At 39.4% G+C, this 24,733-nt stretch carries 15 protein-coding genes, 1 pseudogene and 1 riboswitch; of the genes and pseudogenes, 4 read left to right on the top strand and 12 right to left on the bottom strand.

The genetic code is table 11. From position 1 onward, the window contains the following. Positions 1 to 225: 225 nt before the first annotated feature. On the bottom strand, positions 226 to 3,354 hold the full coding sequence (locus UYI_RS0111420; protein ID WP_016866797.1) for a hypothetical protein: 3,129 nt from the start codon (positions 3,352 to 3,354) through the stop codon (positions 226 to 228). 506 nt (positions 3,355 to 3,860) lie between these two features. Between UYI_RS0111420 and UYI_RS0111415 the strand changes: the two genes are divergently transcribed. Continuing rightward, a complete protein-coding gene (locus tag UYI_RS0111415) occupies positions 3,861 to 4,064 on the top strand; it encodes a chlorophyll a/b-binding protein (protein ID WP_009457290.1) in 204 nt (67 codons plus the stop codon). Between the two features lie 60 nt (positions 4,065 to 4,124). Next, positions 4,125 to 4,337 carry a chlorophyll a/b-binding protein gene (locus UYI_RS0111410; protein ID WP_016866796.1) on the top strand — a complete coding sequence of 71 codons (213 nt, stop codon included), beginning with the start codon at positions 4,125 to 4,127 and terminating at the stop codon, positions 4,335 to 4,337. Between the two features lie 265 nt (positions 4,338 to 4,602). Here UYI_RS0111410 and UYI_RS32420 read toward each other — a convergent pair. The 9 genes and pseudogenes from UYI_RS32420 to ntrB form a co-directional block, all read right to left on the bottom strand. Further along, positions 4,603 to 5,727 (bottom strand): annotated as a pseudogene (locus UYI_RS32420) (sensor histidine kinase). A 221-nt stretch (positions 5,728 to 5,948) separates the two neighbouring features. Beyond that, positions 5,949 to 6,455, bottom strand: a complete 507-nt coding sequence (locus UYI_RS0111400; RefSeq protein ID WP_016866793.1) for a Rab family GTPase — start codon at positions 6,453 to 6,455, stop codon at positions 5,949 to 5,951. Positions 6,456 to 6,467: 12 nt separating this feature from the next. After that, positions 6,468 to 8,267 (bottom strand): OmpA family protein, encoded by a 1,800-nt coding sequence (locus UYI_RS0111395; protein WP_026085894.1) that lies wholly within the window; start codon positions 8,265 to 8,267, stop codon positions 6,468 to 6,470. Positions 8,268 to 8,532: 265 nt separating this feature from the next. Further along, the gene (locus tag UYI_RS0111390) at positions 8,533 to 9,135 is read right to left on the bottom strand and encodes an OmpH family outer membrane protein (protein ID WP_016866791.1); all 603 of its coding nucleotides are present in this window, start codon (positions 9,133 to 9,135) and stop codon (positions 8,533 to 8,535) included. Between the two features lie 407 nt (positions 9,136 to 9,542). Next, positions 9,543 to 10,880, bottom strand: coding sequence for an SLC13 family permease (locus UYI_RS0111385; RefSeq protein ID WP_016866790.1), 1,338 nt, complete (start codon positions 10,878 to 10,880; stop codon positions 9,543 to 9,545). A 482-nt stretch (positions 10,881 to 11,362) separates the two neighbouring features. Next, positions 11,363 to 11,992, bottom strand: a complete 630-nt coding sequence (locus UYI_RS0111380) for a hypothetical protein (RefSeq protein ID WP_026085893.1) — start codon at positions 11,990 to 11,992, stop codon at positions 11,363 to 11,365. Between the two features lie 145 nt (positions 11,993 to 12,137). Continuing rightward, on the bottom strand, positions 12,138 to 12,974 hold the full coding sequence (locus tag UYI_RS0111375; protein WP_016866788.1) for an ABC transporter ATP-binding protein: 837 nt from the start codon (positions 12,972 to 12,974) through the stop codon (positions 12,138 to 12,140). Positions 12,975 to 13,115: 141 nt separating this feature from the next. Continuing rightward, a complete protein-coding gene (locus UYI_RS0111370) occupies positions 13,116 to 14,567 on the bottom strand; it encodes an ABC transporter substrate-binding protein (protein ID WP_016866787.1) in 1,452 nt (483 codons plus the stop codon). 185 nt (positions 14,568 to 14,752) lie between these two features. Further along, positions 14,753 to 15,604: a nitrate ABC transporter permease gene (gene ntrB / locus UYI_RS0111365; protein ID WP_016866786.1), complete on the bottom strand. Its 852-nt coding sequence runs from the start codon at positions 15,602 to 15,604 to the stop codon at positions 14,753 to 14,755. 99 nt (positions 15,605 to 15,703) lie between these two features. Beyond that, positions 15,704 to 15,844, bottom strand: a riboswitch (cyclic di-AMP (ydaO/yuaA leader). Positions 15,845 to 16,084: 240 nt separating this feature from the next. Here ntrB and UYI_RS0111360 point away from each other — a divergent pair. Both UYI_RS0111360 and UYI_RS0111355 read left to right on the top strand, forming a co-directional pair. Then, positions 16,085 to 16,981 carry an amino acid ABC transporter substrate-binding protein gene (locus UYI_RS0111360; RefSeq protein WP_016866785.1) on the top strand — a complete coding sequence of 299 codons (897 nt, stop codon included), beginning with the start codon at positions 16,085 to 16,087 and terminating at the stop codon, positions 16,979 to 16,981. A gap of 132 nt (positions 16,982 to 17,113) precedes the next feature. Beyond that, positions 17,114 to 19,138, top strand: a complete 2,025-nt coding sequence (locus tag UYI_RS0111355) for a heavy metal translocating P-type ATPase (RefSeq protein WP_016866784.1) — start codon at positions 17,114 to 17,116, stop codon at positions 19,136 to 19,138. A gap of 65 nt (positions 19,139 to 19,203) precedes the next feature. Here the strand turns inward: UYI_RS0111355 and UYI_RS0111350 are convergent, their stop codons facing one another. Together UYI_RS0111350 and UYI_RS0111345 are read right to left on the bottom strand one after the other, a co-directional pair. Continuing rightward, positions 19,204 to 20,685 carry a WD40 domain-containing protein gene (locus tag UYI_RS0111350; RefSeq protein ID WP_016866783.1) on the bottom strand — a complete coding sequence of 494 codons (1,482 nt, stop codon included), beginning with the start codon at positions 20,683 to 20,685 and terminating at the stop codon, positions 19,204 to 19,206. A 472-nt stretch (positions 20,686 to 21,157) separates the two neighbouring features. Continuing rightward, positions 21,158 to 24,421, bottom strand: coding sequence for a GAF domain-containing protein (locus UYI_RS0111345; RefSeq protein ID WP_016866782.1), 3,264 nt, complete (start codon positions 24,419 to 24,421; stop codon positions 21,158 to 21,160). Between the last annotated feature and the right edge of the window lie 312 nt (positions 24,422 to 24,733).

Raw genomic sequence — 24,733 nt, 5'->3', positions numbered from 1 at the left:
AGTCTGCAACGGAGGCGCACATTAAAAACAATACGGTTCAGATAAGCTTACAATCCTTTGTAGAGACGCGCCATGGCGCGTCTCTACAGATCAATGGCGCGTCTGTACAGATCAATTTTTTGTACTAAAAATCCTTAACTGAACCGTATTGCGTTAAAAAAGCCTCTCATAAATGAGAGGCTACAGTAGGTTTAGCGGAGACAACTTGTAATTGTTTTGCTAATACTATAAAGCGATCGCTGCTACTGCTCCAGCAATTGCAGAGAATATTGCCGATACTAGGGCTGTAGCAAACAACCACCAAGCTGCTGATGCGGCTGCTTTGCGGGTTTCTTCGGCTTGCTTTTGGGCTTGGTGCTTCACCTCTTCTAGGCGTCGCTGTGCTTCTTGTTGCAAGCGTTCTGCTCTTTGCAGGACGGTTTGACGCGCTCGTTCTACTTGGTCGACAATCCGATTAGCATCTTCTTCGGAGATGTCTTCCCGGGAACTCAAGACAGCTACCAAGGTGTCACGGTTGAAAGAAGACAGGCGATCGCGTAAGGCTTCAAACCCAGCTTGGGGATCATCAAACAATGTGCGAATATCCCGCTTAATACCATCATAATTCAGTTCGGGACGCTCTAAGGAGTTGAGGTAGTTACGGATACGCTCAAAAATTGAGTCGATGGCGTCTTGAATACGGCGTTGGATTGCCCGTACTTGCTCTACAAAGGAATCCCGGACAGAGATGATTGTATCTGCAATCCGCGCTGCTTCATCATCCCTGAGGTCTTCGCGCAGTTTCAGCAAGGTGATAATTGTAGAGCGGTCAAATTGAGCTAAGCGATCGCTCAAACTTTCCATACCCACACGGGGATCATGTAATAACAGATACAAGTCGCGTTTAATACCTTCTGGGTTGAGTTCATCCTTGCCACTGCGCCGTAAATACTCTTCCAAATAAGTTTGGAATGTTTCTACTCTTTGTTGTGTCCGAGCAGCTAAACGACGGGGTGAGCGGACGATATTCCGAATTGTGTCTTGAATAGAATCAATGACTTGATTGACTTGTTCTTCGGATAAATCTTGACGTTGACTCAGTAATTTTACGAGGGTATCTCTATCTACTTGAGACAAACGTCGACGGAGAGCGATCGCTCCTTCTTTGGGATTTTGCAACAGTCGATTTAAATCCCGTTGAATACCTTCGGGGTTGAGTTCTTCTTTACCAGTGTTTCGCAGATAATCAGCGATGGTAGTTGTAACCGAGTCGTACTGTTGTTTAGCTTTATCGACTACGGCTTGGGGTGCATGGCGAAAACTATGCCAAGATTCTTCAACTGTGCTGAGAATTTGGTTAACTTGGTCTTCACTCAAGTCTTGGCGCTGACTGAGCAATTTGACTAAAGTATCGCGATCAAAACGAGACAGACGCGCCCGAACCGCTGCAATTCCAGCCCGCGGGTCTTCTAAGAGTCTTCTTAACTCGGCTCTAATAGCGTTGGGATTGAGTTCTTCTTTACCAGTGTTACGCAGATATGACTCTAAATTTAACCAGAGGGTTTCGGCTTGGTATTTGGCTTGATCTGCTAGTCCTTTGGATTCAACTAAAACGCGATCGCGTTGTCTTTCCAGTTCGTTGAGAATTGTGTCTGCTTCTTGTGGATTAATATCGTTGCGTTCTAGCAGTATCTCCCGCAGTTCTTGACGGTCTAACAATGCTAAGCGGCGCGACAGGGTTTCATAATCTGCATCGGAGTCTTGCAACAGTGGTTTAAAGTTCTGTTCAATTCCCTCTGGAGTTAATTCTGATTTGGGAGTGACGAGTAAATAACTTTCAACTCGGCGTTGTAAATCCTGTACTATTTCTCTTTCTTCCTCAGCAGTGACTGTCACCAATACATTTTGCCGCACAGCTTCTAATTGATCAGCAATGCGCTGAATTTCTGCCTGGGTCAAAAGACCACGCTGTTGCAGTATGTTAACAAAATCGCTGCGAGATAGTTCCTCTAATTCCCGGCGCACCGTTCCGGGATCAGCAGCAGGATCGTAGATCACATCGCGGAAATCCTGAGCGATTTTCTCCTGACTCAACTGCCAAGCATAAGTGTTGAGTAGGTAATTTTCTACATCCGCACGAATCGGGCTGTAAGGTCGTTTTGGTATTGATAGTCCTAATTGATCTGCTTTTTCAGTGACTTTTTCTTTGGCTGTGGTTAAAGCGCCTAAGATTTTTTCGACATCTAAATCTGACAGATCAGTCCGTCCTAACACAATCCCAGTTAAAGCTGTTATTCCCTGTTGTAACGTCCGTTGAATCGGGCCAGGAGTTGCTTCTTGGGCTGCTTTTTGATTAGCATCTTTAGCAGAACGCATTTCTGCAATCAGCTGATCTAGTTTGCGGTTGAGTTCGTCTGTGTTCGCTTGTCCTGGCTGGAGTGACTTCAGATAATTAACCAACTCAGCCATTTGGTCTTGGGACTGAGTTTGACCTACTATCTGTTGCCAAACACTATACAAGGTATCAGCGATCCGGTTAGCATCGCGCTTCGAGAGGTCGGTGCGACTGCTGACTAAATCAATAAACTTCTGGCGATCTATATTACGAATATCGCCACTTTTAGCCATTTCCCTGATTTGCGGATCACTCAACAATCTTTCAAAATCACCGCGAATCTTGTTTAAGTCTAGTTCCGGAGGACGCACCATTTCTAGGTAATCTTCCACCTTTTCGCGGACGCTGGTAGGGTCGATCGCACTACCTAATTCCCGACGAACTGCTGCGGCTGCGGCTTCAGCGGTGGCTACTACCTGCTGGTTAACAGCCTTTGCACCCAAGGCGGCGGTGGCTGTTCCCATAATTGCCTGAAAACCAGAAGTGGCACTGTTAACCACATTACCGACTAAAGAACCTACCGTGGTGGAACTCACCCACACCAACAATAGGAAGTATGCGCCCCAAATTACCAAACCGAGAATTGCCCCCAATCCGGGACTAAAAATCATCAGACTCATTTTCACAGCCAAAAAGCAAGCGATCGCCAATGCGATCGTAACTGTGATTAAAGTCCAAATTCCTACTGCTGTACCAATCTTGCGGATCGTTCCCCCTAAACTGCTGACTTCCCCGTGTTCTGAATTTGAATCAGAGGGACGCCCCAAATAGGAAATACCTGCGGCAACTGAAAGGTTAGTTAATACTAACTGAAACGCAAAAGCCAGGATCACACCAGAGATTAAAGCAGTAAAAAAACGCGGTCCTGAGAAAGCAACCGATGCCTGTGCTGGTGATATATCCTGTGGCTGTACTATCACCTGCGCTATCCAAAATAGGGACTGGGAGAGTTCCAGCGTTGTTACTGTACTCTGAAACATTCTATTTCCTTCCTCTATGTTTTAACTATGTGGTATAAAAAGTTGCTAATTACTTTTACTCGTATATCATTCGCCATACCCAATTCCTTAGCTCAGAATCGTGGAATTTAGGCTATTACGGCATCCGCCTCAGGTCTGATAACATATACTACATTAGATATAAGTTTTTCTCACTCATACTTCAGCTTGGCGTTATTATCATTTATTCAGTAATATTACTGAATAAATTGTTTATTTTAAAATTTATTTAGAAATCAAATTTTTTCATCCTCTTAAGGCATATTCCTGCATTCAAAAACAGGTTGAATTATCGTCCATTAGGAGTGCCTAGACTTTGTAACCATAGGAATACAGCAAGCTAATAATTCCTAGCTAAAGTAAACATATGTAACAAGTGATTCGGAAGAAGCAATTAGTTATTAGTTATTCAGCTTGAAATAAAAACCAATAACTAGTAGCTAATAAGCAAAAAATTAAGCAATCAATAGAATTAACTCGGAGGCAAAATGGAAACTCGTCCTTCTACAGATTTACCACCAATTGCTACAGAATATAACGGCAAAGACCGCAACGCCTTTTTGTTTGGCTGGAATCCCCAAGCAGAATTATGGAATGGTCGTTTGGCAATGATTGGCTTTCTTGCTTATTTACTTTGGGATTTAGCTGGTTATAGCGTGTTACGTGATGTTTTACATATTGTTGGATACTAACACCAACTCTCTGTAATGATGCAATTTAACTCAACAGTATTGGTTTAAAGGAGACAAAAAATGGAAACTCGTGAAAAACGTCCTTCTACAGATTTACCACCAGTAGCTAACGCTTACAATGGCATCGATCGTAATGCTTTTATCTTTGGCTTAAATCCCCAGGCGGAATTATGGAATGGCCGTTTGGCAATGATTGGCTTTCTTGCTTATTTGCTTTGGGATTTAGCTGGTTACAGTGTTTTACGCGATGTTTTACACTTTATTGGTTACTAGAAGGCTAGTAGTCTGTTAACCTTGAATTGAAATTAAGGACTTGAGTCCAACTTGGTAGGGTGTGTTAGTGCTATCCGTAAAGTACCATTGTTGCCAAACCTTGGTGCATTACGCTGTAGCTAACGCACCCTAAATTTTATGCAATTGAATGTAATAACTTATCAGGACTTACGCAACATAATTCTCTAACTCTTATTACTCTGTGTCCTCTGTTCCTCTGCGGTTTTATTCTTCTATTACTCATACTGAATTGTATATATGCCTATTACTCCTCAGTTTTTGGCTTGGGTTTTAATAGCCGAACCCAAAACCGAGAACCGCCTTGCGGTAGAGGCTGATAACCAATTTGTCCACCCCAACGTTCTACTGTTATACGACAAAAATATAGTCCGAGTCCAACTCTACCCGACTTACCAACTTGAGAAAACTTTTCAAATATATGCTTCACACTTTCTGGTGGTACACCAGACCCTTGGTCATCTACAGTAATAACAATAGAATCTTCTTCTTCCTGTAAACCAATTGTAACTGTAGAATCCATTGGACTGTGACGAAAAGCATTCTCTGCCAAATTGGCGATAATCCGGTTCAAACGTGATTTATCACTAATAACCCGCCAATCTAATGTTTTATCAATATTATCAGCAAGCTGTAACTGTACTTGATTCAGTACAAAAGTAGGTGATAAAAGTTGGATTACTTCTTGTGCAGAAGTTAGTACATTTGGAGCCATATCTGCATCTACAGTAAAAGATTCTAGAGAAGTTACCTCAGCAGAAAATGCATTTAAAATATCTCTAATTAAAATTTCTTCCTGAAGTGCTTGTTTTTTAGCAATTTCTAAATATTCTCTAGCTTTTGGTGTTAAATTTTCAGTTTCCAATAACATTAAACAGCAATTTATACCACTGAGTTGCCCAGCAATATCATGCATAATACAGTGAATCAAAATATCTTTTTTTTGATTCTCTTTCGTAATATATTGGTAGTTGAGTTGATTATCTCTAGCTTTTTGGATCAAATTTCTTTTTTATTCAAATTCTTCATGTAATAATTTTATTAATAAAATTTTAGTATCTTGAACATAAATTGCTGTAGCTTCAAAATGATATTCTTTACCAGATAAATCTAATTGATACCATATGCCTGATTTCAATTGATTTTTATCATTTCTATTCCATAGCTCTTCTGCGTCTATAAGAAAATTTTCTAAAAAAGGAAACTCTTGTTGCGGTATAAGTATTTGCATACCAGATTTGACTTGATGGCGACAAAATAGTTGTAACCAATCTGGTGGAGTTCCAGTAATTCTAAAGCGGCCAAAGTCTAATCGTTCCAAGACTAAAATATCCAAAGCAGCAAACACATCTGCCGTAATCGAGTTGCTCATGATAGGTAGTTGTAATTAAATATTGTTGATTTGATATAGCACTTCTTGCTTGGATTAAGTACAGTTTTATCGGTTTGCATCTGTGTTCATCTGTGTTTATCTGTGTTCGTTTTTTCCTATACTTAACCTAACTGCAAACCGCTATTTTTACTTAAAAAATAGAAGTGAATCAACCTAGCTTTTGTTTATCACTTATGCTATTCAATTATATTTTTACTTCACTATTTATCTATATTTTCTAAAATTTTATTAGCAAGAATTTGGAAAGATTCTTCTACGCCCAAACCTGTTTTAGCGCTGGTTTTCATCACAATCCAACCCCTTTGCACTACTTCGTTAATTTCGACATCACTGATTTCCCATTCATCTGTCAAATCCCACTTATTAAGTACAAGTATAAATGGCACATTTCCAATAGTATTTTCTACTTTAATTTGTAAGTTAAAAGCTTTTTCCAGAGTATTCTTTCTAGTTCCATCTACTACTAACAAATAACCCGACGCACCACGTAAATATGACATACGCACTTTTTGAAATTCATCTTCTCCATATAGATCCCAAAGGATAAAATTTATATCTTTATCTTGAATATTTACTGTCTTTTTATCAATTTTTACACCTACAGTCGTTTGATATTTTTCTGAAAAAATACTGTGAACAAACCTTCCTACTAAACTAGTTTTACCAGTAGCAAACGCACCTACCATGCAAATTTTTTTTTGGAGCATGAGTATTGTCCTTCAGTTACGCGCATCAATTAAGAATACCTTAAAAGATACCCTACGGTTAACTTGCTGAATTTGTTCTGTAAGACCTGTTTGTAAGGGTTCAGTTGAACCTACACCTACAGTAGTAAAATTCCTAGTATTGATGCCCTGGGAATTTAGATAAGCGAGAATTTTACTAGCACGAGCTTGACTGAGTATCATATTTCTTTGCTCTGTTCCTGTGGTATTTGTGTGTCCTATGATTTCAAAACGCACATCTTTTCCTAAAGACTTGGCCACACTAGATAAATTTTTGATTGCTAATACTATATTTTGTAATTTAGCAATTTCACCGGGAACAAATTCAGTAGTACCTTCAAGAAATAAAAGTTTTTCTTGTTCTATTTGTTGTTGATATAATTGTAATTGTTGTAGTTCTGATTCAACTATATCTTTATCAATATATTGAGTTACACCAGGAAGAAAACGCCAAGTTTTTCTTGCTTCTAAAATCCATTGACGTGGTGCTGTTCCTGTAGCATAAAGAATGCGATTTTCGTCAGCTTTAAGTGATATAGTTTTGGGAGGTTGTAGTAATTTTGTGGCTCTTTTGACTATGATTTGTGGCTCTAAGGACAGATAAGGTTCCCATTGGCTGATCACTGTTTGGGGATTAATTTTAGCTTGGTTCATTAATAAATATGGATCTGTAGCTAAAGGATCACGCATTCCAAATATGAAATTTTTTCCATACCCTTTGTTGGCTTTAACCACAACAATACCAGGTTGAGAGTTAAGCTTTTCTAGATACGCATTCCAGCGTAGTTGTTCTCTAAAGCTAAAAAAGCTCCACATTCCCAGTGCGATCGCGATCGCACCCAAGAAACTCCATGCATAGATGTAATTTTTCTGAGATGGAACTTTATACCTAGCTTCTAAACATTCTTCTAAATATGGTTTGCTAGCTGTAAATAGTTTTGTTTCACCTGTAAAAGCATGAAATTCTCTATGCAATTTCAGGTGAATATTTTCAATAGCTTTTTGAAAGATTAATCGCAGTTCTTGGGGAGCATTCCCTCGGATGATACCTGCTAATACTGCTTGTGGTCCTTCCTCAATCCAGATGGTGAGTTCTCCAAACTGCAAACTTTGTAACGCCTCACCTTTTTCGATATTAAAAGAGTCTTTGACAAAATCTTGAATAGCCGTCAGCATAGCTGAAACTAAATCAGGATCTTGAGCAGCTACCTGTGGCGCTAAAATATGTTGCAGCAATAATCCAGTTTCTTTGTGAATTAAAAATACTTGTTCTACTCGGTAAATCAGGGTACGTAGCAAAACAACTTCAGCAAATGTTTTCCCTGTTTGTCGTGCTTCTAGTCTCCACTTAAAACTTTCTGGAGACATGCTGTGTTCTAGTGTTTGATTTAAAGATTGAATCATTTCGCCTAGAACTGTGCTAATTGCCTTACGAGTAGCAGGGCCAATTATGGGGAAAAATGCTTCAGAAAGAACATTTAAATCTTGCTTAACAGAAGACTGAATTGCTTGTTCAACTGTGGGAACTATTGCTTCAGCTAACTGTTTATCTTGCATTGTTCGCAGAATTACAGCTTCTGGAAGCAGACGACTCAAATCTTCTGCTTGAATTTGAGGATTTTCTAATCGATCATATAGTTTACTAAGTTGTGCAGTTTCTACCCCCAAAAGCAAACTACGGAGTTCACTTAGTTCATCAGTAGCTTCCGCACCATTGTTACTTTCCTCGGGTTTGCTAACATTAGAAACTTTAGGTGATTTGTATGTTAATTCATTGCGAGAATATTCATTCATAGCCAACACCGCCCAACTCATGATTTATATTGAGTTGCATCTTTTTTGTAATTTTTGTTATAAATAGGAGTTAGCAACTAAAAGTGATAAGCTTGTTAGTAGTTATTTACTACCCAGAAAAGGCACCTGTCATAATATTGCAACTATTTTTTTTGAGCGCCAAGAAATAAATTTCTTGGCTGATAGTTTAAGTCTACTTAAGTAGACTCATTCAATTACTCATACCATTTCACAAATTATTGCTCCAAATCTTCCACGCCAGGTACTACTGTCGAGAATTCAGCCGTATTGCTAATTCTGTAAACATAGCTGCGAGAGTGGAACGGTCTGTTTTTTCTGCACGTATTTCTTGAGATTCTCGTTGTAGCAGTGCTAAAATTTCTTCGTATTTTTGCCGAATATCATCCTGTAGGCTTTGAGATTGATTGAGAATTTGTTCGCGTAACTCTCGTGTTTTTGTTGCTGTTTGTTCATCAAATTGAGAAATTTTTCTTTCTAAGGAATTATTGATATTCTTTTGCTCTTCACTGAGGGTGTTGATAGCTTCCTCTCGTTTTGATTGTTCACTTTTTACTTGGTCATTTACAGCTTCAATCTCATTTTTGATGTAGTTTTCTAAATAATCTAAACGTTTTTTCGTTTCGTCTCTTAAGCTATTGCATTCTTTCAAGAGACGCTCTTCTAGGCGTGTAAATTTTTTTTCTAATTCTCGCATTTGCCCGCCAAAAAGAATATCTCTGACTTTATCTAAACTGCTAATGTCGCCAAAGTTATTACTCAATGTAGGCTGATTTATGCTTGGAACTAAACCACCTGGTGCAGAATCTGCAAAACTATAATGAAAATTTTCTCCTTCTAGCGAACTCATATTTGTAATCCTTTTTGGGTTGTAAATTAGTTTCGCTTTTAGCTTTTTTACCCCTGAAGACAATTTGTTTTTATTGCCCTACAGTTGATTTAAAGTATCACTTTATAGAGTACCACCCTATAATCCAGCAATATATAGTATTTCTAAAAGCTGGAAATATATATTAACGTAATATCGTTTCTGAATAAAGAAGAGGACAAAGAGGTAGATTACACCTATTTTGAAAATGGGTGTGGGGTTATTTTTATTTTTGCAAGAGGTTTATTGACACATCTATGTACAGAGTTCCTGAAATCGTCTCTACGTGTCTTCCTATCTGCTTGTGATTACGTAGAACCCTACTTGTAAATACACAAACAAGATGAAAATCATCTTCGCGTGGACTTTTGTCTAGTTTTCTATCTAGTTTAGAGTAAAAAGCGAACCAACACGTACACTGACGCGGTAAATAGTTGCAATAACATAACAGGGATACCGTAGTGCAGAAAGGTTTTGAAGGAAATGCGGCGTCCGTGTTGTTCAGAAATTCCGGCTGCTACGATATTAGACGATGCTCCTACTAAAGTTCCATTACCTCCTAAAGTAGCACCAAACATCATTGCATAAAATAGTGGTAATACCTCTGGCGGAAATTGCCCTTGAAAGTTTGGTTCTAGAATTTCTGTTGGCGCCAATCCAACATTGACAACGTACTGTTGGAGTAAAGGAACCATTGCCACTACTAAAGGGATATTAGGAACTACGCTGGACAATAGTCCTATCAAAAATAGTAAAACCAGTGAACCTAAAAAAATGTTTTTTCCCAAAACAATTCCTAAAATTCCTGATAAATTGTGGATGACGCCAGTTTTTTCTAGTCCTCCAATTAGCACAAAGATACTCATAAAAAATATCAATGTACTCCAATCAACGTCTCGTAAAATATTATTAACAGAATCTATTTTGCTATGATGTGACAAAAGCATTGCCAAAGCTGCTCCTAGTAAAGCTACAGCAGCTGGTGAAATCGGCACTGGTAGGGATTCTCCAATGACAAAAAATAGTAGTACAAAAGCTACTATGAATCCTCCTATTGATAAAATACGTGGATGATTAATTTGCGGATGTGGCAACTGTTCTAGATTCTCTAGTTTTGTATGCCAAATTTTGCGGAATAAAAATGGTAAAGTAGCTATTACAGTAACAACAGCGATCGCTCCACCTAAACTTAAGCGCTCTAGATAATCTATAAAGCTCAGATTGATGGCATCACCCACAATAAATGTTGCTGGATCACCGACTATTGTCAGTAATCCAGCACTATTAGCTATGAATACCATTAGAATAAGTAATGGTACAAAATTAACTCCGACTTCTTCAGCCATTGGCGGAATTAAAGGTGCTAATAACATTACAGTTGTGGCATTAGGTAAAACTGCACAAATAGGAGTAGTAATCGCCACAATCCCGAGTAAAAGCCGTTTACCTTCTCCTTTAGCTAGTAGCACAATTTGAGTCGCTAAATACTCAAATATTTTTGTCGGTTCAAATGCTCGTACCAGTACCATTACACCAAAAAATAAACCAAGTGTGCTGTGGCTTTTGCCTATATAGCCAATAGCTTCTTGTAAAGTCATGACATTGGTAAATACTAATAACAAAGCACCTAATAACGCTGCTATTGTTAAATGAACCCACTCTGTCATTATTAAAAAAATGACAGTAACAAAAGTAAATATGCTCAGAATAGCTTGCCAGTTTTCCACAGACTACACCTGGATAAAATTATCAGTTATCAGTTATTTATTTTGCTGGAGGTTTGAATCCCTAATGCAAATTTGAAAGCGGATTACTATCTACTCTAACTAATTTAATAATTCGCATCTTAAGCGAAAAAGCCACCTATTACAGATGACTTTTATATAGTATTATAAATAGTGATTATTTCCAGATATATAAATACAAATGATAAAAAATTAAGTTTTATTTGCAAAATTAAAAAGACAAATTCAAGTTTTTAAGTAGAGCTAAACATACATCAAAAAGAATTACTATATATGATTATTATTTAATTTTTGAAAAAACTCAACACATCTCAAAGAGTTGTGTTTCCTTTTTCCTCGTGCCTATTGCCTTCCTCTACGAATAAGCTCATGAACCAAATCGAATAATATATATAAGCTTGTATTGAGCGCAGCAGAGGTGTAGTAGTTTCTGATCAATTAGTACTCATTACAAGCTTTAATCTTCATTCTTCATCAATGCTAGTGGGTATGCCTATGATCGCACAAGGAAAATTGGAACCAAGTTTTTGCACAATCGGATGTTTTGCTGATTTACAACCTAAAAACAGCACAGTCGCAGCTTCTGATGCAACTACTTTCTCTAGTTCATCAGCAACACAACCAAACCGCAGATGAGCTTTAAAATAACTCTGCCATTCTTCAGCCAAACAACGTGCTTGCCATAAGATATGTTCTGCTTGTGCAAACTTATTTGTTTGAGTTAATACGGGAGTTTGAACATTTGTTGATGGTAAATTGACTGGGCAATATGATAGACGTGCCTCAAAGGATTCACTAGTTTTAAAATCCTGTGTTGGCAAAACGTCAAAAAAATCATTGGTTTTGTATTCTTCTAACACATAGACAGCTTGAACTATCACATGTGATTTTGTTGCTAAGCGTGTTTGATGAGCAATCAATAAACTAATATCCAAGGCAGTATGACTCTTGGGAGAACTGTTATAACCAACTATAAAGTTGATTGATTTTGTAGATTGAACTTGTTCTGAAAAAGATGTGATTGGGTTACAGTGCAATAACATTTGCTCAATTAAGTCATCTCTATTGAGCGCGTCTTGCAAACGCATTAACATTGGCTTGATATTCACAGCATTCACTTCTTTGCAATCAAAATTGGATGTTAGTAGTTGCTGGTTGATTGTTGATTGTTGGTAGTTTCTTTCTCCAAACAACAAACAACCATCAACAAACAACTATCTACTATTTACTAACAAATCACTAGTCATCAGTAGTAAAATTCTGCTCTAGGAAATTTAGCGCATAATTACGGAGTTCGTAGTATTTTTTTGAATTTCGCATTTCGGAGCGATCGCGTGGATGGGAAAAGGGAACTTCTAAAATTTCTCCTATTTTAGCAGCTGGGCCATTTGTCATTAAAACAATGCGATCGGACATATATATAGCCTCATCAACATCATGAGTAATCATCATCACTGCTTGGCGATGATTTTCCCAAATATCCAAAACTTGACGTTGTAATTTTCCGCGAGTTAAGGCATCTAAAGCTCCAAATGGTTCATCCATTAATAACATTTTTGGACGAATTGCTAAGGCTCTAGCAATGCCGACCCGTTGTTTCATTCCTCCAGAAATTTCATCAGGATATTTATCTGCTGCTGCTGTCAAATTTACCATTGCTAAATGTTCGTTAACAATGCTAATTTTTTCGGCACGAGTGGCATCTTTTAACACTTCGTCAACTGCTAAGCGAATATTTTCTTTCACAGTTAACCAAGGTAGGAGGGAATAATGTTGAAAAACCATCATGCGTTCTGCACCAGGCTTGCGAATTTCTTTGCCATCAAGTCGTACAGATCCGGAAGTTGCTTTTTCCAAACCACCAACAATCTTTAACAGCGTTGATTTACCACAGCCAGAATGACCAATTACAGAAATATATTCATCTTCACCTACTGTGAGATTGACATTATCTAAGACGACAAATTCACCGCCATCTTTTTTGGGATAAGACTTGACTAAATTTTCTATTTCTAAAAAAGCAGAGTTATTCAATTTATGCCTATCATCCATAGTAAAGGCGGTAGATTTAGTCATGGGATACTCCAAAGTTAGAAGAATTATTGATACTGTTAGAAGTAAATGGTCAGATTTTTTTCGTAAAATCTAAAGCCTAAATAGGTATTATTTAGTTGTACTGATCAAGAGGGCGATCGCCATAATTTTTTCTCCCAACAATTAAGACATATAAAAACGAGTTGGAGCGTTGGCTCTAATTTCAAAACTGTTGAGATACCCTACAGGATCACTGGGGTCAAAACCCTTATTGTCGATAAATACCTCTGGTGATTCAACTTTGTAATCCTCTTTAGGGGACTCAAGACCCATTTCAGCGGCAATATCTCGATAAAGGTCTGTTCGCCACCCTTCTGCGGCTAATTTGTCTGCATTTTTGGGAAATTCCTTAATTTGTCCCCAACGAGCAGCTTGTGTCATCAACCAAATACTTCTGGAACTCCACAAAAATGTAGAGTGTTCACCTGGTTCTTGGGGAAGATTGTCAGGAATGTCAAAGAAAATAGTTGTATCGGCAGCTTTGATAGTGCGGTCTTTACCATCAAACCCACCATAGTTGTAGTTGCCAAGAATTGCAGGGCCTGTAAATTTGGTGATTGGCGCACCCGGCTTTTTGGGTCTTGCACCTGTAAATGAGCGGTCTGTGATCAGTTCAGCAACTTCTTTGCGGTTTTCAGGTTTACTGCAATATTGGCAAGCCTCAATCATCGCCTTCACCAGAGAACGGTAGGTTTTTGGGTAGTTGTCGATGAAAGATTGCATCACCCCCAATAATCGGTCTGGGTGTCCTAACCAGACCTCTTTACCTTGAGCGAAGGTAAAACCGACACCTTCATTACCAGTAATTGCCCGTGTATTCCAAGGTTCTGCGACCATGTAGGCTTGCATTGCACCAATCCGCACATTAGTTACCATCTGCGGCGGGGGGACGATAATAATGCGAAACTCCTTGAAGGGATCGACACCAGCAGCAGCAGATACATAGCGGACAAAGTATTCGTAAATGGCGGAACTTAAGACTACTGCCCAGACTTTGCGTTCTGCTGGTTGTTTTTCAAAATAGCTTCTAAAATCACGACCAAAAGCTTCCAAAGCGCGATCGCCATACTGTTGTTTGTACTCGTACCAAGGACGCAGCCCAAAATCCCACATGGCTTTGTTCATCGTCATGGCGTTACCGTGGCGGTGAATGGTCATCGCTGCACACAAAGGAGCGTGACGTGCACCTTCTGCACCGATTCTGGCATTGGTAACAGCACCGGATACTACAGGTGAGGCATCAAGACGACCAAAAATTAGTCCGTCACGGGATGTTGCCCAGCTGGCTTCCCGGTTGAGTTTGACATTCAATCCATATTTACGGAAAAAACCTTTTTTCCAAGCGATCGCAAAGGGCGCACAGTCGTTAACTGGAACGTAGCCAACAGTAATATTTGGTTTTTCTAAAGATTTGGGATTTACTACAGGTTCGACAGCCGCAGCTTCTTCCGTCAGTCCTTTGGCAGAGCGATCACCTGAGATTGCACAGGAAGAGAGCGCCATTCCTGCTGCTGTTGCTCCTATTCCCTTAATAAAGTCTCGTCGATGCCAATAATTTTGGTCGGCGTTACTCATGGCTTTAGCTCCACAGGAGATGAATTGTTAATTGTTGATTGGACTTAGTTATTAGGCAGTAGTGGTCTGTTTTATTAGTTCTGAGGGGTTAAAATTAAACCGCAAAGACGCCAAGTGCGCCAAGAGAAGAGAAAAAAAGGGTAATTTTATCTAGCCCATCAAAATTAATGCGATAAATCACTAGCTTAAGTTGAAGTTTTCGGACGATGGGTGACAAATTCTTGCAGCCTGCCCACAGCGTAATCAAGAACTAACCCAGTTAAGCCAATCACCAATACAGCAAGAAATACAGAACTCAGGTTTAAACGACTCCATTCATCCCAAACAAAAAAGCCAATACCAATACCGCCTGTTAGCATTTCTACCGCAACAATTACTAACCAAGCAATTCCTAAACTTATTCGCAAACCTGTAAAAATGTAAGGCAAACTAGCAGGTAAAATAATCTTGGTAATCTGTCGCCAACGCGGCATTTCCAATACTCGCGCCACATCTAAATAATCTTTAGAAACGCTAGAAACTCCCAGAGCAGTGTTAATAATTGTCGGCCACAAAGAAGTGATAAAAATCACAAAAATCGCTGAAGGATCTGCCAAATTAAATATCGCTAAAGCAATAGGTAGCCAAGCTAGAGGCGACACAGGTTTAAAAATCTGAATGATAGGATTTATCGCTAGCATTGCTGATCGAGACATGCCAATCAGAAATCCCACAGGAATCGCCACTACAGCACCCAAAAGAAAACCAATTAATACTCGTCTGATACTTGCCAGTAATAACCAACCAATCCCCAAGTTGCCCGGTCCACGTTGGTAGAAAGGGTTGAGTATGTAGTCCAAATTGGCAACCAGTGCTTCTGGTGGGGTGGGCATTAATTCATGATTTACCAGCGCAATTACCCACCACAACAGGATAATCCCTAAAAATCCCAAAGCAGGGTATAAGATTACATCCTTGAGAACGAAAGGTTTTGCCTTTTTCCAAGCTGTTTGCCCAGCGACTGCAAATATTGCAGCCAAATTCAGTTGAAATATCATCAGATGCAACCTCAACAGAGTTAAGTGCAGGTACAAAAACCTGAGCAGTACCAGCCAAGGATTCTGATGAGGTTAAAACATTAAAAAAATGCTGCCTCTTCAGTCTCCTCTCAATGCCTACGAAGTTAGCTGACGGGCTAGGGCTGAGAGATGCCCTTCTCATCTGAGATACGCCCCAAAATATGGTTCCTCCGCTCCAGCGTTAGCGTTGTGAATCGCTAGATTAGGCTGACTTACTCTACTTAAAACAATAAAGTAACATATATTTCTTGATATTGTATATCTATCTCAAGGTAAATATGATTATTGATTATTAAGTTGAGTTTAACAAAACGTAATTTATAATTCCCATTGACAAGTAGGAATTTAATCCGTAATTTTGCCATCGACAAAGCTAAGGTAAAAAAATAAAGCGACTTTACTACTTTTGAACATCCTTGTACAATATGCCGACAAAAAGCAATATTTCCCAGATGGAATATGTATAAAAAACTGGCAATAACTACCTTGAGTCTCTTATTAACAACATTCACACCTGCCGTTGCTAAAGCAGAAACGGTGATGGGAAAAATAGCACGGACAGGAGTACTGACAGCAGGCACAAGCAAAGATGCGATTCCTTTTGCCTACACCAATAATCAGGGACAATTGGTTGGTTATTCCGTAGATATGTTGAATCTGATTAAAGAACAATTAGAAAAAGAACTGGGAAGGAAAATTCGATTGCAATTGGTAACAGTGACACCAGGAGAACGGATTCCAAAAATTCTGAATGGACAACTTGATATTGTTTGTGATGCGAGTAGTTTTACTTGGGAACGGGATAAAAAAGTAGATTTTTCAATTAGTTATGGTGCTACAGGTACTCAATTATTAGTCAAAAAGGGAAGCAACTTAGGTTCTCCTGAGTCTTTAATTGGTAAACGTATTGGTGTACTTAGCCAAACTACCAATGAATTAGCACTCAAGCGAGTACAACCCCAAGCTAAACTAGTCTTTTTAAAAGATCGGGCAGAAGGATATGCTGCATTGCAACAGGGGAAAATAGATGCTTTCGCATCAGATAGCATCTTGTTAGAAGGGTGGTTAGGAACAACGAAAAATCCAGATGCTTTTCAAGTAGTACCCGATCGCCCTTACTCTAGAGAAGGCATTGCATGTATGGTTCCTGAGAATAACTCCAGATTCCTCGACTCAGTTAACTATACTCTCTACAAGTTCATGCAAGGATTTGTGGATGGTGACAAACGATATACTACTATCTTCGATCGCTGGTTTGGTTCCCATGGTGTGGTTTTTCTGAACAATGATTTACGCGATTTAGCAATTGAAACCATGCAAATAGTGATTGAATCCCGCGAAGAGATTCCTAAATAGTTATTTGTTGATCGTTGTTTGTTGTTTGGAGAAATAAACCAACAACCACCAACCAACAACCAACAACTAAACCTTGACATTGACATTAATGTCAAAGTTTAGCGTAAGAGAGTCAGTACTAATTCGACTCTCATGCTTTATCCAGAACGGTTGCATCAATTTACCAAAGAACATGCAGATGCGGTAGCAGCCCTTGCGTGTGCGTTGTTTTTATTGTGCGGATGGTTTGCTTTGCATCTTGGCTTTTTGGGATGGGCGTTGCTGCTGCTACCCATAGCCTATGTGATTGGTGGCTACGAAAGCGCCCGCGAGGGACTGACAACCCTCATCAAAGAAAAAGAACTGGATGTAGATTTGCTGATGATTGTGGCGGCGCTTGGTGCTGCGGGGCTTGGTTTATGGCGTAGAGAGTATTACTTAATTATTGATGGGGCTATTTTGATTCTCATCTTTGCAATTAGTGGTGCTTTAGAAGGTTATGCTATGCAGCGAACTGAACGGAGTATCCGCAGTTTGATGAGTTTAACGCAAGATACAGCTAGGGTTGTGCGTCGGGGAAAAGAAGAGGTTATTCCCATCAAGCAATTGCAAGTAGGAGATGAAATCATCGTCAAGCCAGGAGAGTTAATTCCCACAGATGCAGTGATTGTGGAAGGTTACAGTACTCTCAACCAAGCTGCGATTACTGGTGAGTCTTTACCTGTGGAGAAGACGGTGGGTGATGAAGTATTTGCCGGTACGTTAAACGGGTATGGGGCGTTGAAATTAAAGCTGCATCAACCACCAGAAAGTAGCTTAATTCAACGGGTGATTCGTTTGGTACAGCAAGCCCAAACAGAAACGCCTCCTTCCCAACAATTTATTGAACGATTTGAACGAGGCTATGCGCGGGTAATTGTGATCGCTGGAATACTGCTGTTAATTTTGCCACCCTTCCTTTGGAATTGGGATTGGGAAACAGCGATTTATCGGGCTTTGACTTTTTTGGTGGTGGCTTCTCCCTGTGCGTTGATGGCTGCTATTATGCCAACACTGCTTTCGGGAATTGCTAATGGTGCAAGACAGGGGATCTTGTTTAAAAATGGCGCGCAGTTAGAAATGATTGGGAAAGTCCGAGCGATCGCTTTTGATAAAACAGGTACTCTAACTACAGGATTCTTAGAAGTATGTGAAGTCATTTCTACTAGTGATTACACAAAAGCTGATGTATTAAAAGCTGCTGCTTCTGTAGAATCGCGTTCCGAACATCCCCTTGGACAAGCAATTGTCAAAGCTTCAACAAACCTAGATTGGCAGGCTGCAACAGAAGTACAGGCTTTCCCTGGACAGGGAATTGTAGGTATGATCGATGACCAGGAAGTATTAGCTGGAAAAGATGATTTTGTCAAAAAATATGTGGCAAATTTACCGAAAAATTTAATTGAGATTGCTAAAAACTTAGAGTTACAGGGGAAAACAGTTGTTTGGATAGCAGAAAAAAGATGGGGAGATTGGGAGATGGGGAGATGGGGAGAAGGAGAGATGGGGAGATGGGGAGATGGGGAGATGGGGAGATGGGGAGAAAGATTTCAGCCCAACATTCCATTACCCCAACATCAAGTACTAGGTATAATTGCCATTGCTGACACAGTGCGATCGCAAGCAGCAGAAACTATTTCTCGTCTGAAAAAATTGGGAATTGAGCAAATAGTCATGTTGACTGGAGACAACCAACAGACGGCTGAAAGTGTAGCGCGAGAGTTGGGAGTAGATCGAGTGTATGCAGAGTTACTACCAGAAGATAAGCTGCATGTCATTCGCCGTTTGCAGCAAGAGTATAAAACAGTGGCAATGGTAGGTGATGGTATTAATGATGCACCAGCCCTAGCCCAAGCATCCGTGGGTATTGCCATGGGTACAGCAGGAAGTGATGTAGCATTAGAAACTGCGGATATTGTCTTAATGGCAGATAGATTAGAAAAAATCGAAGCAGCTATACGCTTAGGTAAAAGAACACAAGCAATAGTAAAACAGAATATCACTATTGCTTTAGGGTTTATTATTTTATTGTTGATTGGTAATTTCTTAGGTGAAATTAACTTACCTATCGGTGTTGTAGGACACGAAGGATCTACTGTGTTAGTTACCCTGAGTGGTTTACGATTATTAAAAAATTGACTAGTGGTTCGTTGCGTGTTGTTTGTTGATTTAAACTAACAACACACAATCAACAAACAACAAATTTACTCTTTAACTGCCTCAATGGATGCACTATTTTCCTGCTTGGTTTGATCCTGGGTAACTTTGCCATCAGGCATAATAGTAGCAGTTAATTTTGCTTTTGCTAAATTTGCACCTTCAAGTTTAGCTTTAGTTAAATTTGTACGCTCTAAATTAGCTGCAAACAGAATACTATTTTCTAAATTCGCACTAGTGAGATTCGTATTACTTAAGTTAGCGCCGCTAAGATTTGCCCAACGTAAATCTACATCATTTAAACTTAAATTACTTAGGTCCGCACCACTAAGATCGCATTCTTTACAGTTTCTAGTTGATAACAATTTACTCACATTTTCTGCCACTTCTTTTCTAAGTGTATATACTTGACTAGAAGGACGCCATAAATTAATTTCACCTAGCGCGGTAGCAGTGATGAGACTTTTGCCATCAGGCGTGACGTTAACAGCTTCTACCCAAGCACTATTTTTGAGAATCCGAACTAACTCACCGTTGCTAACATTCCATGTTTTGACGGTTAGATCCCGCGAACCAGTAAATAATGTCTTACCATCTGGACTAAAAGCGATCGCTTCCACAGTACCAGAATTGCCAGAAAGACTTTTGCTTTGTTGAGGATCTAAACTAGCAATGGGTAACTTTAATTTTTCCAAGTCAAGCTTCCAAAGTTCAACCACACCATAATTACCGCTAGCTGCTAAGGTTGTACCATCTGGACTGAGTGCCACAGCCACAACTTTAGGTGATTGTGTTGTCACAGTATTTACTAATTTTTTGTTGGCTAAATACCACAAATCGATGGTATTAGCATGATTGCTACCAATAGCCAGAATTTGGGTTTTGGGGTTAAAAGCAACAGCATTTACTGTCCCTGTACCACCAGTGAAAGTCTCAAGTTTTTTAAAAGAATTAACATCCCAAATTTTAATAGTTTTATTAGTTTTGTCATCTTTGTCAGATTTTTTCTCATCACTAACACTGATGAGAGTTTTACCATCTGCACTAAAATCAACAAACTTGATTTCACCAGAATTATCAGTAAAAGAATGTAACTCTTTACCTGAACTTAAATCCCAAAGTTTAACAGTTTTATCATCACTACCACTGACAATTTGTTTGCCATCAGGACTAATTGCCACAGAATTAACAGTAGCATTATGACCAGAAAGAGTATTTTGTAGCTTACCAGTTTCTAAATTCCAGATTTTAATAGTTTTATCATCGCTACCACTAACTAGGGTTTTGCCATCTGTGCTGACTGCTAGAGAACTAACCCACTCATTACGACTAGAAGCTTGTGCAAGAGTAGTTTGCAGTTGAGTATCGCGCCAAAGTTCTGGGGGTACAAGAGTTTTGGAATTGGAACCTGCTGTTGTATCTGTTTTGGACGATGGTTGTAATTTAAACAGATATAATCCAGCTGCGATCGCAACTGCTGCAACTACTATTGGCGCTATAGTCTTTAAGGATATTTGCCTAGAAGTCATTGCTAATCACTTAAATATTTTTGTGTATTATGTAGATTGAATCACACCATTGGCAGATGATCATATACTTAGGTTAATGTAATTGCAGCTTAGGGAAGTTCCAATAAAAAAATATCTACATGGTGGTAACGTGAGTTTGACGAAACCTAACCCCAACCCCTTCCCTAGTAAGGCTTGTCGTTACCCACATCTTTATAAATCTCTCGCGCGGCGTTGCTATCCCGCCTTGGAATAAATTCTCTTGCTAATAACTAAAGTCTACTGAAGTAGACTCAACAAAAGTTTCAGTAGAGTCAACAAAAATTTCAGTCCACTTAAGTGGACTTAGACTATTAGCCTAGAACTGAAGTTCTAGGCGGGTTCTAATCCTGACGTGCGACTTCTAGTGCAAGAGTGCTTTCATCAGCAGAGTTCACAATAAAGTTAGGAAAGTTTCTTTTACTCCTTCTGCCTTCTGCCCTCTGCCTTTTACTTAAACTTTAAAACTACGAACACTTGCTTGTAACTGCTGGTAAATCTCTAATGTTTTTTGAAGAGATGCGGATATTTTGCGATAGGAACCACCAGTCATTTCAGACACTTTAGCAATTTCTTTCATTAAATTAATTACTTCTTTAGAAGTTTGCACTTGAGATACTGAAGCCAGAGATATTGACTGTACTAATTCGTCAATTTGGCAACAAACATTGAGCATTTGATTTAAGCTGTGTTTGCTATCTTCAATCAGGCGAGTTACTTCTATTACCTGGGCGCTTCCTAATTCTATTGTCTTGACTACTTCGTTAACTTCCAGGTTTATATTGGCGGCGATTCCTTCGATTTCACCTGTGACTGTGGCACTTTCGGTTGCTAGTGCAGCGACTTCTTCAGAAAAAGAGATTAAACCGTCACTATCTCCACCCACACGCGCTGTTTCGATACCAGCGTTGATAGCTAATAAGTTAGTTTGTAAGGAGATTTGTTTGATTAAGGAAGCCAGACGAGTAATATGTTGCGAGTAATCCCCTAGACGCTTGATTTTTATAGCTGTTTCTCCCATCGACTCCCGCAGGCTAAAGATATTTTCGACGGTGAGATCCATAGCGGCGTCGCCAATTTCGGCAGTAGGGGAGGCTGTGCGCGCCACTGCTGTGGCTAATCTGGCATTTTTGGCTACGCCTTTGATGGAAAGCCGAATTTGATCAACAACATCCAAGGAACGATCTATTTCCTGTGTTTGTTTAAATGTGTCAATAGCTAATTGGCTGATGATCCCGGAATTTTCCGCGATCGCTACATTCAATTGGGTAGCAGCTGCTTTCACCTGTACGACAACCTCCCGCAAGCTTTCGACAATGAAGTTGCAAAAGTCTGCGATCGCTCCAATTTCGCCCTTGCTAACTTCGACGCGTACTGTTAAATCGCCTCTTTTGACTCCCACCACATCATCTAAAAGCCTATTTAGCTGTTGTTGCAGTTGTTCTGCTTGTTGACGTTGCTGCTGGGAAGCTTTTTCACTTTGTTCTAGCAGATTAGCTCTTTCTAAAGCCAGTCCCACCAATCTAGCAAATTGCTCAAATAACTCAATTTCTGCCTGTTGCCATACCCGAGTTCTGGTACATTGATGAGCAATTAACAAGCCCAGTAGATTACCCCCCAACAAAATTGGTGCTTGCAAGTGGGCTTTGACTGCAAATGATTCTAGCTGTTTGACGTAAACTTCTGAAAAACCAGCTTGGTAAATATTATTTGCAGCCAGTACACCACCTTGGCGATACTTTTCTAGGTAATCTTGCACAACAGCTTCATGAAATCTTGTTTCTACACCAGGTAAACCCTCAACTACCGACTCAGCTAAAATACTACCTTGGGATTTCTCATCAAATTTACAGATGACGACACGCTCCACCTTTAAGGCTTTACGGATGTCTTGAACTGCCAAGTTGTAGATTTCCTGGGAATTGAGAGTTCCAGATAAATGAATCGCAAAGTCCTTAAGTACCTGGCTGACTTCCAGTAGATGGACTCGTTCTAAAGCCAATCCGACTTGAACTGCTAACTGGCGCAAGAAATTAATTTCAAAAGGTTGCCAAACATGGGGCGCCCAGCAGTAATGAGCAATCAAAAAGCCAAAAATTTGATTGTCTTTGAGAATTGGTGTCGCTAATACTGCCTTGACTTGCAGTCTTTCCATCAATCTGAGATGTTCGGGAACCAAGTCTGTTTCAAAGACGTTATTGGCGATGAGAATGCCATTGGTTGTGTAGGTTTCCACTAATTGCCTAGCAATAGAAGTGTCTTCAATTGTGTCCCCTAAAGTTACCGGTAATCCAGGTGCGACAGACTCGGCGATGACTTGTCCCCTACCGTGAGCATTAAAGTGATAGACGACAACTCGATGTGCCCCTAATGCTTGTCTGGCTTCTGTAACTGTAGTATTAAATAAATCCTCACAATTGAGTGACTGACGAATCGCCGTTAAAATGTTTGTAAACATCTTGAGGCGTTCAGCCTCGATTTTTTGTTTGTTGAGCAAGTCTTGCAGTTGGTCAGCCATACGGTTAATACTGGCTCCCAAAGTAGCAAATTCATCTTCTCCTTTAACAGTAATACGTGTGTCAAAATTACCTCGAGCCAGTTTTTTTACTACCATCGTGGCAGTTTGAATGGGTAAGGTGAGACGATTAGCTAAAATAGCAGCGATCGCACCCACTAATAACGCCGTCACAATCGTTCCAATCGCCAATGTCAACAATAATTGTCTTTGTGTACCCAAGGCGATCGCTTTGTCTGTACTCAAGACTAATTGCCAATTTAAATCCGGTAAACCTGCTGTTTTTTGCCAAGGAACAAAGGTTGTTAAATCTTCAGCTTTACCTTTTCGATCTCGCAGTATACGTGTGACTACTTGCTTTGATGTTTGTAATTCCTGCCATTTAGGAATAACTTTTTGAGCATCTCTACCCAAATGATTCTGATCTTTTGCCAAAAAAATCTTGCCCCCAGAATCTATTAACTGGTACTCATCCTTAATTCCGGAAAGCTTATTGAGTGTTTGCGCTAATGATTGTATAGGTATAACTGCTTGGATAATATAAATTATTTCATTAGTCACACTATCCTTAACTGGTGCAGCCAAGTAAATTTTGGTTTGTTCTACATTTGTAGTTACCAGTGGCTGGCTAATATATGGTTGATTTGTTTTCAAAACTGCTTGAAAATATTCCTGATTTTTTTGGTTAGGAATTGCTTCACCTTGAGTTTGTAAAACAACATTACCACTGAGATCCACAACAGCAATACTTTCATAGACTTGATAAATATCCTGCCAGTTATTGAGCCGCGCTGTTTTATCTTGAGCATCTAAACTCTCTCGCAGTACGGAGTCAGCGAGAAATTTTTGGCTAGCGAATAGCTGAATTTCCTTATATCGTTTCAGCATAAATCGCTCAACATTGTCTGCTAAATTGCGAGCGCTGGCTTGTTTAATATTACTAATCTCTTTGGTGAGAGATTGATTTACTAGGTAATATGTCATAGCTCCCACTCCCAACGTTGGTAATGTGGAAATAGCAACAGCAAAAGCGATCGCTTTCGTGCGGAAACTAACTTGTTTTGCCCATGTTATAACACTATTGATCGGAGAATAGAGAGAATAATTTCTACGCTGAAGTACAGTTTCGGTTTCGGAAGTAACTCTAAACGTGCGCCGATTATAACCACTGTTTTTCGGTTCTGAATTAATTCTGTTAACCATTAAGTTATCTCTATACTCAGAAGGTGAAGCGATGTTGGATTTTAGATTATTTCTACAGATTTTTCTGGAGGTTGAGAGTTACTAATGTAATTTTTCATTAACTCGTAGCGGACTCTATGTAGAAAAACTCTGCGTACCTCCGCGTTTAAAAACATTACCATTTCCACATAAAGCTGTATTAGTAAAGTATGGCAAAAAGCAACAATACAGGCATAATATAATTTATTTTCTTATGCCTTCTATCTCCTTGTAATGACTATATGTATGTTGCAGAAAATAGAAGATGACACAAGAGTCTGTGCATCTACAATT

Source organism: Fischerella muscicola PCC 7414, assembly GCF_000317205.1.
GTDB lineage: Bacteria > Cyanobacteriota > Cyanobacteriia > Cyanobacteriales > Nostocaceae > Fischerella > Fischerella muscicola.
Note: the sequence above shows the minus strand (reverse complement) of the source record. Positions and strands in the feature narration are given on the sequence as shown.

Coding starts and splice junctions, on each gene's coding strand:
- UYI_RS0111420 (WP_016866797.1), bottom strand. CDS start 3,354: ATGTTTCAGAGTACAGTAACAACGCTGGAACTCTCCCAGTCCCTATTT.
- UYI_RS0111415 (WP_009457290.1), top strand. CDS start 3,861: ATGGAAACTCGTCCTTCTACAGATTTACCACCAATTGCTACAGAATAT.
- UYI_RS0111410 (WP_016866796.1), top strand. CDS start 4,125: ATGGAAACTCGTGAAAAACGTCCTTCTACAGATTTACCACCAGTAGCT.
- UYI_RS0111400 (WP_016866793.1), bottom strand. CDS start 6,455: ATGCTCCAAAAAAAAATTTGCATGGTAGGTGCGTTTGCTACTGGTAAA.
- UYI_RS0111395 (WP_026085894.1), bottom strand. CDS start 8,267: ATGAATGAATATTCTCGCAATGAATTAACATACAAATCACCTAAAGTT.
- UYI_RS0111390 (WP_016866791.1), bottom strand. CDS start 9,135: ATGAGTTCGCTAGAAGGAGAAAATTTTCATTATAGTTTTGCAGATTCT.
- UYI_RS0111380 (WP_026085893.1), bottom strand. CDS start 11,992: ATGTTAATGCGTTTGCAAGACGCGCTCAATAGAGATGACTTAATTGAG.
- UYI_RS0111375 (WP_016866788.1), bottom strand. CDS start 12,974: ATGACTAAATCTACCGCCTTTACTATGGATGATAGGCATAAATTGAAT.
- UYI_RS0111370 (WP_016866787.1), bottom strand. CDS start 14,567: ATGAGTAACGCCGACCAAAATTATTGGCATCGACGAGACTTTATTAAG.
- ntrB (WP_016866786.1), bottom strand. CDS start 15,604: ATGATATTTCAACTGAATTTGGCTGCAATATTTGCAGTCGCTGGGCAA.
- UYI_RS0111360 (WP_016866785.1), top strand. CDS start 16,085: ATGTATAAAAAACTGGCAATAACTACCTTGAGTCTCTTATTAACAACA.
- UYI_RS0111355 (WP_016866784.1), top strand. CDS start 17,114: ATGCTTTATCCAGAACGGTTGCATCAATTTACCAAAGAACATGCAGAT.
- UYI_RS0111350 (WP_016866783.1), bottom strand. CDS start 20,685: ATGACTTCTAGGCAAATATCCTTAAAGACTATAGCGCCAATAGTAGTT.
- UYI_RS0111345 (WP_016866782.1), bottom strand. CDS start 24,421: ATGGTTAACAGAATTAATTCAGAACCGAAAAACAGTGGTTATAATCGG.